Source organism: Neobacillus niacini (assembly GCF_036961885.1).
Lineage (GTDB): Bacteria > Bacillota > Bacilli > Bacillales > Cytobacillaceae > Neobacillus > Neobacillus niacini_H.
Genome location: NZ_JBALNQ010000021.1, coordinates 1 through 8,550, shown reverse-complemented (window position 1 = coordinate 8,550; position 8,550 = coordinate 1). Strand labels below are relative to the sequence as shown.

8 protein-coding genes are annotated in these 8,550 nt (G+C 39.0%); all 8 read left to right on the top strand.

Going from position 1 to position 8,550, the window contains the following annotated elements; genetic code table 11:
- The first annotated feature begins 255 nt into the window (after positions 1 to 255).
- The 8 genes from V7124_RS09545 (at position 256) to sufB (ending at position 8,444) form a co-directional block, all read left to right on the top strand.
- Positions 256 to 1,281, top strand: coding sequence for a methionine ABC transporter ATP-binding protein (locus tag V7124_RS09545; RefSeq protein ID WP_335420160.1), 1,026 nt, complete (start codon positions 256 to 258; stop codon positions 1,279 to 1,281).
- Positions 1,274 to 1,939 (top strand): methionine ABC transporter permease, encoded by a 666-nt coding sequence (locus V7124_RS09540; RefSeq protein ID WP_335488453.1) that lies wholly within the window; start codon positions 1,274 to 1,276, stop codon positions 1,937 to 1,939. Before V7124_RS09545 ends, V7124_RS09540 begins: the two co-directional genes overlap by 8 nt.
- Before the next feature lie 18 nt (positions 1,940 to 1,957).
- Positions 1,958 to 2,785 (top strand): MetQ/NlpA family ABC transporter substrate-binding protein, encoded by an 828-nt coding sequence (locus tag V7124_RS09535; RefSeq protein WP_335488451.1) that lies wholly within the window; start codon positions 1,958 to 1,960, stop codon positions 2,783 to 2,785.
- A 436-nt stretch (positions 2,786 to 3,221) separates the two neighbouring features.
- Positions 3,222 to 4,007 (top strand): Fe-S cluster assembly ATPase SufC, encoded by a 786-nt coding sequence (gene sufC / locus V7124_RS09530; protein WP_335420150.1) that lies wholly within the window; start codon positions 3,222 to 3,224, stop codon positions 4,005 to 4,007.
- A 23-nt stretch (positions 4,008 to 4,030) separates the two neighbouring features.
- Positions 4,031 to 5,341 carry a Fe-S cluster assembly protein SufD gene (sufD, locus tag V7124_RS09525; protein WP_335488448.1) on the top strand — a complete coding sequence of 437 codons (1,311 nt, stop codon included), beginning with the start codon at positions 4,031 to 4,033 and terminating at the stop codon, positions 5,339 to 5,341.
- Positions 5,341 to 6,570 carry a cysteine desulfurase gene (locus V7124_RS09520; RefSeq protein ID WP_335488444.1) on the top strand — a complete coding sequence of 410 codons (1,230 nt, stop codon included), beginning with the start codon at positions 5,341 to 5,343 and terminating at the stop codon, positions 6,568 to 6,570. Before sufD ends, V7124_RS09520 begins: the two co-directional genes overlap by 1 nt.
- Positions 6,560 to 6,997: a Fe-S cluster assembly sulfur transfer protein SufU gene (sufU, locus tag V7124_RS09515; RefSeq protein ID WP_335420140.1), complete on the top strand. Its 438-nt coding sequence runs from the start codon at positions 6,560 to 6,562 to the stop codon at positions 6,995 to 6,997. The genes V7124_RS09520 and sufU overlap by 11 nt, the downstream gene beginning before the upstream one ends.
- A 49-nt stretch (positions 6,998 to 7,046) precedes the next feature.
- Positions 7,047 to 8,444 (top strand): Fe-S cluster assembly protein SufB, encoded by a 1,398-nt coding sequence (sufB, locus tag V7124_RS09510; RefSeq protein WP_335420137.1) that lies wholly within the window; start codon positions 7,047 to 7,049, stop codon positions 8,442 to 8,444.
- The last annotated feature ends 106 nt before the right edge of the window (positions 8,445 to 8,550 follow it).

The following is an 8,550-nucleotide window of genomic DNA, read 5'->3' as shown; positions in this document are numbered from 1 at the left end:
TGTTAAAATCTTAAAGCCGATTTTAACGTGAAAATAGTTATTTTGTGCTTTTGAACTTAGTTTGCAAGCTCTTTTCTTATAAATTTATGCTATCTTCAACAAAAACTAGCACAATCATTAATTTTTGTTACAAAATCAATAAAGTGTAAGAAAAGAGCCTTACTATAAGAATGTTTTTTTGAAAACAGTCAAACCCTATAACAAAACAGTTATATTGCCATTATTATTTTATTTGGATGAGAAGTAGGTGATGAAATGATTTCTATTAAAGATGTAGGTAAAGTTTTTCCTTCAAAACAAGGTCAGCTTAAAGCAGTCGATGATGTGAGCTTAGAAATCAAAGACGGAGAAATTTTTGGAGTGATCGGCTATAGTGGCGCAGGAAAAAGTACCTTAATCCGAATGCTAAATGGCTTGGAGCTCCCGACAGAGGGATCTGTAACGGTAGCGGGACGGGTTATTTCAAAGATCAGGGGCAGTGAGCTAAGGAAAGCCCGGCAAGAAATTAGTATGATCTTTCAGCATTTTAACTTGCTTTGGTCGAGGACCGTTAGTGAAAATATCGCTTTTCCTTTAGAGATTGCTGGAGTAACCGGACCACAAAGAAAGAAAAGGGTTGCTGAGTTAGTTAAGTTGGTAGGTCTTGAAGGAAGAGAAAATGCTTATCCATCACAGCTTAGCGGTGGACAAAAGCAGCGGGTTGGTATTGCCAGAGCACTTGCCAATAACCCAAAAGTTCTCCTTTGTGATGAAGCAACATCCGCTCTTGACCCACAAACAACAGATTCTATTTTGGAATTGCTAGTGGATATCAATAAACGCCTAGGTTTAACGATTGTTCTAATTACACATGAAATGCATGTTATTCGAAAAATCTGCCACCGGGTTGCAGTGATGGAAAGTGGTAAAATTGTCGAACTTGGTTCAGTTTTGGATGTGTTTAAAAATCCGCAGCAGCCGATTACAAAACGATTTGTCCAGCAGGTTACGGAACCAGAAGAAACGAAAGAAACCATTGGACATCTACTTGAGCTTTATCCACAAGGAAAAGTGGTGCAACTTTCGTTCGTAGGAGAATCAACAGAACAGCCATTAATCACAAACATCATCCGAGAATTCGATGTGATTGTAAATATTCTTCAAGGAAAAATTTCGCACACGCAACACGGATCATATGGAACATTGTTTATCCACATGGATGGGGAAGCTAATGAGATTCAGAAAGCCATTGATTATATTCATTCACAGCATGTCGGAGTGGAGGTGATTAGTAATGGCTGACGCTTTGGTAATGGTGCAGTGGGAAAAATTATTGGAGGCAACACGTGAAACGATTTATATGACTTCCATTTCCGTGTTTGCTACATTTGTTTTAGGGTTGCTTCTCGGCCTGCTGTTATTTTTAACGGCTGAAGGGAATTTATGGGCGAATCGGACTGTAAATGTCATCATTGGAAGCTTTGTAAATATTTTCAGATCCATCCCGTTTATTATCTTAATCATTTTACTAATTCCGTTTACAAAATTATTGCTTGGGACAATCCTTGGTGCAAATGCGGCGCTGCCGGCGCTAATTATTGGTGCAGCTCCTTTTTATGCACGAATGGTAGAAATCGCTCTTAGGGAAATAGATAAAGGTGTAATTGAGGCATCGCAATCGATGGGGGCAACACATGGTCACCTGATTTTTAAAGTGTTAATACCGGAATCCTTGCCGGCATTAATTTCTGGGATTACCGTCACAGCTATTTCGCTAGTCGGCTTTACTGCAATGGCTGGGGTCATTGGAGCCGGCGGGCTTGGGCATTTTGCCTACCTAGAAGGTTTTCAGCGCAACAGACCCGCTGTTACGCTAGTTGCAACCATTGCGATATTAATATTGGTATTTATTATCCAATTTATTGGTGATTATTTTACAAAGAAAACAGATAAACGATAACTGGAGGAGAGTAAAAAGATGAAAAAATTAATTAGTTTTATCGTATTAGCTATTTTAGCAATCACATTAACAGCGTGCGGTGGTGGAAAAGACAATTCCGCAGATAAAGATGGTAACAAGAAATTAGTTGTTGGTGCATCTGCTGTACCACATGCTGAAGTTCTAGACGCAGCGAAGCCATTATTAAAGGAAAAAGGCATTGATTTACAGGTACAGGTTTTTCAAGACTATATACTTCCAAACGTAACGTTAAGGGACAAAGATCTTGATGCAAACTACTTTCAAACACCAGGCTACTTAGCCTTACAAATGAAAGAAAATAAAGATTTTGATTTTGTAAGTGTTGGGGAAATTCATAAAGAACCTATCGGCATTTATTCTAAAGAATATAAAAGCTTGAAGGACCTTCCAAACGGTGCAAAGATTATTATGAGCGATTCACTAAGTGACCATGGCCGTATTTTACCGATTTTTGAAAAAGAAGGATTAATTAAGCTTAAAGAAGGCGTTGGCGCAAATGCAAGAGTTGAGGATATCATTGACAATCCAAAGAACCTTGATTTCTCAACGTTGATCGAAGCAAAATTATTAGCTACTTCATTCGAAAGTGGTGAAGGTGATGCGGTGGTTATTAATACAAACTACGCATTAGAAGGCAATGTAGACATCGGAAAGTATGGAATTGCCTTTGAAGGTGATGATGTTGTTCCAGCAAACCTTGTAGTTGTTCGTTCAGAGGATAAAGACCGTGAAGAAATTAAGGCACTTGTTGAAGTCCTTAAGTCAAAGGAAATCCAAGACTTCATTCTTGAAAAATACAAAGGTGCTGTAACGGCAGCTGAGTAAGAATTATATAGAAGAAAGACGGAAAGCCAGTGAAATTCAACTCACTGGCTTTCTTCCGTTTATTATGTAAGTTACCTATACATGAAACAGCTTGCATTGGAAAAAATAGGTTGTAAATATTATAGCTGATAACTTGGCAAATTAGATAAAAATACGATATGATTTTATTCATATGTGTGAGATTATAAGATGGTCACTATTTTTAATTTTCTGGATTATTATCTTGCAAATACATCTTATTTACTAATTCATTCTCATTTGGATTGTGGCGAGTGAAAATAAAATCTTTTACATATCATAAAAGTTATTACTATTTAAGAGTTGCTAACACATTCTATTTGTTATAAGATTGTAATGAGAATAAAGTGAGAATAGATTCTTTGGGCCAAGTGATTTTGGCTACAAAAGACAAAATTATCTTTGCGGAGGTATATATATGGCTGGATCAACATTAACGATCAAAGATTTACATGTAGAAATTGATGGGAAAGAAATTTTAAAAGGTGTAAACCTTGAAATAAAAGGTGGAGAAATCCACGCGATTATGGGACCAAACGGAACGGGAAAATCAACTTTATCTTCTGCAATCATGGGTCACCCAAAATATGAAGTGACTAGTGGAAATATTACATTAGATGAGCAAAATGTCCTTGAAATGGAAGTAGATGAGCGTGCACGTGCCGGCCTATTTTTAGCTATGCAATATCCAAGTGAAATTAACGGGGTAACAAACGCTGATTTCTTACGGTCTGCTTTAAATAGCCGTCTTGGCGAAGGAAATGAAATTTCCTTAATGAAATTCATTCGTAAAATGGATAAGCAAATGGAATACCTCGAGATGGACCTTGATATGGCACAGCGCTATTTAAATGAGGGATTCTCTGGCGGAGAGAAAAAACGTAATGAAATCCTGCAGTTGATGATGCTTGAGCCAAAGATTGCCATTTTAGATGAAATTGACTCAGGTTTAGATATTGATGCTCTAAAGGTTGTTTCAAAGGGAATTAATCAAATGCGTGGAGAAGAGTTTGGCTGTTTAGTTATTACACACTATCAACGTCTTTTAGATTATATCACTCCTGACTATGTGCACGTTATGATGCAGGGCCGTATTGTGAAATCAGGCGGACCGGAACTAGCACAACGCTTAGAAGCAGAAGGATATGACTGGATCAAGCAAGAACTCGGAATTGAAGATGAAACAGTTGGGCAAGAAGCGTAAGAGTCAGCGTTAGGAGGATAATCATGACAACAGAAACGAATTTATCATTTGATAAAGATTTTGTTCGTTCGTTTTCAAAAGAAATGAACGAGCCCGCTTGGATGGAGGAATTACGTTTAACTGCATTAGAGCAGAGCGAAACCCTGCCAATGCCAAGACCTGATAAAACGAAGATTGACAAATGGAATTTCACACAATTTGATACACATACTGTAACTAGTCAGCCCTTCACCTCACTAACGGAGCTTCCGGAAGAAGTAAAAACGTTAGTCGGTGTGGATGGAGTGCCTAAAAATTTATATATTCAACGTAACCAAACTCCTGCATATCTTTCTTTAACGGAAGATTTAAAGGAGAAAGGTGTTATTTTTACAGATATTTTTACTGCTGTTCGTGAGCATAGCGAATTGGTTCAAAAATATCTTATGGTAGATGCAATTAAAACAGATGAACACCGTTTGACTGCATTACATGCAGCATTATTAAATGGTGGTGCTTTCTTATACATTCCTAAAAATGTGGAAATCGCTGAACCTATTCAGGCTATTTATTTACATGATGATGTTGATACAAATCTGATCAATCATGTACTAGTGGTTGCAGATGATAATAGTTCCGTTACGTATGTAGAAAACTATCTTTCAACAGTCGAAAATGCTAATAGTGTTTTCAATATTGTAACCGAAGTAATCGCAAAGGCTGGCGCTAAAGTTCAATATGGCGCTGTTGATACTCTTGCTAAAGGGATTACAACCTATGTTAACCGTCGTGGGTCAGCAGGCAGAGACGCGAAAATTGAATGGGCACTAGGATTAATGAATGAGGGTAATACGATTTCAGAAAATACAACCAACCTTATGGGTGATGGTGCTTATGGTGATACTAAGACTGTTGTTGTGGGACGTGGCGAACAGACACAAAACTTTACAACAAAGGTTGTTCACTATGGCAAAAACACTGAAGGCTATATTTTAAAACATGGTGTGATGAAGGACAGTGCTTCTTCTATATTTAATGGGATTGGTCATATCCTGCATGGTGCATCAAAATCAAATGCAGTGCAGGAATCACGTGTGCTGATGTTGAGTGAAAAAGCACGTGGGGATGCCAACCCAATTCTTCTTATTGATGAAGATGATGTAACAGCTGGTCACGCTGCTTCCGTTGGACGTGTTGATCCTGTTCAACTTTACTATTTAATGAGCCGGGGAATTCCGAAAAAAGAAGCAGAACGATTGGTTATTCATGGCTTCCTTGCTCCGGTAGTTAACCAACTGCCAATTGAAGGAGTTAAAAAGCAGCTAACGGCTGTCATTGAAAGGAAAGTACGATAATGAATGTCCAGGATATTCGTCGTCAATTTCCTATTTTAGATCAAGAAGTAAATGGCAAACCACTTGTCTATCTTGATAGCTCTGCAACATCGCAAAAGCCTATCCAGGTAATTGAGACTGTGGAAAAATATTATAAAGAAATCAATTCTAATGTCCATCGTGGTGTTCATACGCTCGGAACACGTGCAACTGATGCCTATGAAGGGGCAAGGGAAAAGGTTCGTAAGTTTATTAATGCTAAATCAACACAAGAGGTTATTTTTACAAGAGGTACAACCACTTCTTTAAATACCGTAGCAGCAAGCTATGCGCAAGCGTTTTTAAAGGCGGGGGATGAAATTGTTATTACGTATATGGAACACCATAGCAATATCATTCCTTGGCAGCAGGTAGCCAGACGAACTGGAGCAACGCTGAAATATATCCCGCTTCAAGAAGATGGGACGATTTCACTTCCTGATGTTCAGGCTACGGTAACACCGAATACACGTGTTGTTTCCGTTATGCAGGTATCTAATGTCCTTGGTGTCATTAATCCGGTTAAGGAAATTGCAAAAATTGCCCATGACAATGGGGCAATTATGGTTGTGGATGGTGCGCAAAGTGCGCCACATATGGAAATAGATGTTCAAGATTTAGATTGTGATTTCCTAGCTTTTTCTGGACATAAAATGTGTGCACCTACCGGTATTGGGGTACTATACGGTAAAAAGCATTTGTTGGAAAATATGGAGCCAGTTGAATTCGGTGGAGAGATGATTGATTTTGTTCACTTACAGGAATCAACCTGGAAAGAGCTTCCATGGAAGTTTGAGGCCGGAACTCCGATTATTGCAGGCGCAATCGGTCTTGGAGCTGCGATTGACTTTTTAAATGAAATTGGCTTAGACAATATTGCCGAACATGAGCATAAGCTGGCTGCTTACGCATTGGATAAAATGTCTTCTGTTCCTGGAATGACGATTTATGGACCATTAGACGCTGCTAAACGTGCGGGACTCGTTACTTTTAATATTTCTGATGTACATCCGCATGATGTTGCTACAGTTCTTGATGCGGAAGGAATTGCGGTCCGTGCCGGACATCATTGTGCACAGCCGTTAATGAAATGGCTGAAGGCGTCAGCAACTGCTCGTGCAAGCTTTTATTTATACAACACAGAAGACGATATTGATAAGCTAGTTGAAGGACTTGTTAAAACAAAGGAGTATTTCAGCGATGTCTTCTAATTTAGATGCACTCTACCGTCAAGTGATTATGGATCATTATAAAAAACCGCGTAACCGTGGGCTGTTAGAGGATGGCAGTCATACCATCAATATGAATAACCCTACTTGTGGCGACCGAATTCAGCTGACCTTTAAGGTTGAAGACGGGATTGTCCAGGACGTACGTTTTGAGGGTGAAGGCTGTTCTATCTCGATGTCATCCGCTTCAATGATGACTCAAGCAATTAAAGGGAAAAGTATAGAAGAGGCAATCAAGCTTTCGAAGATTTTTTCCGATATGATTCAAGGTAAAGAATATGATGATAATGTAGATCTAGGTGATATTGAGGCACTTCAAGGTGTCTCCAAATTTCCAGCCCGTATTAAATGTGCTACGTTAGCATGGAAGGCTATGGAAAAAGGATTGAAGGAAGAGGAACAACAATAGAACAAAAAGGGACTATCCCTTTTTGTTTATGAAATGGAGGAACTTGACGATGGCAAAAAAAATGCCGGAAATCGGTGATTATAAATACGGTTTTGCCGATAAGGACGTTTCCATATTCCGTTCTAAACGTGGTTTAACAGCTGATATTGTTAAAGAGATTTCAAATTTAAAAAATGAACCTCAATGGATGCTTGACTTCCGCTTAAAGTCTCTAGAGCAATTTTACAAAATGCCGATGCCGCAATGGGGCGGAGATTTAGCTCCGTTAAACTTTGACGAAATCACTTATTATGTAAAACCTTCTGAGAAATCGGAAAAATCTTGGGATGAAGTTCCTGAAGAAATTAAAGCAACATTTGACAAGCTTGGAATTCCTGAAGCAGAGCAAAAGTATCTTGCTGGTGTATCTGCTCAATACGAATCTGAGGTAGTCTATCATAACATGAAGGTAGAACTTGAAGATTTGGGTATCGTTTTTAAAGATACTGATTCTGCTCTAAGAGAGAATGAAGATATCTTCCGTGAACACTTTGGAAAAACGATTCCACCAACAGATAACAAGTTTGCCGCATTAAACTCAGCTGTTTGGTCTGGTGGTTCATTTATCTATGTTCCTAAAGGAATTAAAGTAGATACACCGTTGCAGGCGTATTTCCGAATTAACTCTGAAAACATGGGACAATTTGAGCGTACGTTAATTATTGTTGATGAAGGCGCACATGTTCATTATGTAGAAGGATGTACAGCACCCGTTTATACAACGAACTCACTTCATAGTGCAGTAGTTGAGATTGTTATTAAAAAGGATGCATATTGCCGTTACACAACCATTCAAAACTGGGCAAACAACGTCTTTAACTTAGTTACAAAACGTGCTGTTTGTGAAGCGAATGCGACAATGGAATGGATTGATGGTAACATCGGTTCAAAATTAACGATGAAATACCCAGCCGTTATTCTTAAAGGTGAAGGTGCTCGTGGTATGACATTATCGATTGCGATTGCAGGTAAAGGTCAGCACCAGGACGCTGGAGCAAAGATGATTCACTTAGCTCCAAATACGTCTTCAACGATTGTTTCAAAATCGATTTCTAAGCATGGCGGTAAAGTAACCTATCGTGGCCAAGTTCACTTTGGACGTAAAGCAGATGGCGCCCGTGCAAATATTGAATGTGATACATTGATTATGGATAATCAGTCAACTTCTGATACGATTCCATACAACGAAATCCTAAACGACAACATTTCTCTTGAGCATGAAGCCAAGGTTTCTAAAGTATCTGAAGAGCAACTCTTCTACTTGATGAGCCGTGGTATCTCACAACAAGAAGCAACAGAAATGATCGTAATGGGCTTCATCGAGCCATTCACGAAGGAATTACCAATGGAATATGCAGTCGAAATGAACCGTCTCATCAAGTTCGAGATGGAAGGTTCTATCGGTTAATAGATGTTGGTCCGCTTGCCCCCGTTGGCAGGCGGATTTTTGCGTTCTCGATGGAATACTGGCGTATATGGGGAGATTTAGTTGCGGATAGCGGGATTTAGTTGCG

Excerpts from the sequence above, each read along its gene's own strand:
- V7124_RS09545 (WP_335420160.1), top strand. The coding sequence starts at position 256 with ATGATTTCTATTAAAGATGTAGGTAAAGTTTTTCCTTCAAAACAAGGT.
- V7124_RS09540 (WP_335488453.1), top strand. The coding sequence starts at position 1,274 with ATGGCTGACGCTTTGGTAATGGTGCAGTGGGAAAAATTATTGGAGGCA.
- V7124_RS09535 (WP_335488451.1), top strand. The coding sequence starts at position 1,958 with ATGAAAAAATTAATTAGTTTTATCGTATTAGCTATTTTAGCAATCACA.
- sufC (WP_335420150.1), top strand. The coding sequence starts at position 3,222 with ATGGCTGGATCAACATTAACGATCAAAGATTTACATGTAGAAATTGAT.
- sufD (WP_335488448.1), top strand. The coding sequence starts at position 4,031 with ATGACAACAGAAACGAATTTATCATTTGATAAAGATTTTGTTCGTTCG.
- V7124_RS09520 (WP_335488444.1), top strand. The coding sequence starts at position 5,341 with ATGAATGTCCAGGATATTCGTCGTCAATTTCCTATTTTAGATCAAGAA.
- sufU (WP_335420140.1), top strand. The coding sequence starts at position 6,560 with ATGTCTTCTAATTTAGATGCACTCTACCGTCAAGTGATTATGGATCAT.
- sufB (WP_335420137.1), top strand. The coding sequence starts at position 7,047 with ATGGCAAAAAAAATGCCGGAAATCGGTGATTATAAATACGGTTTTGCC.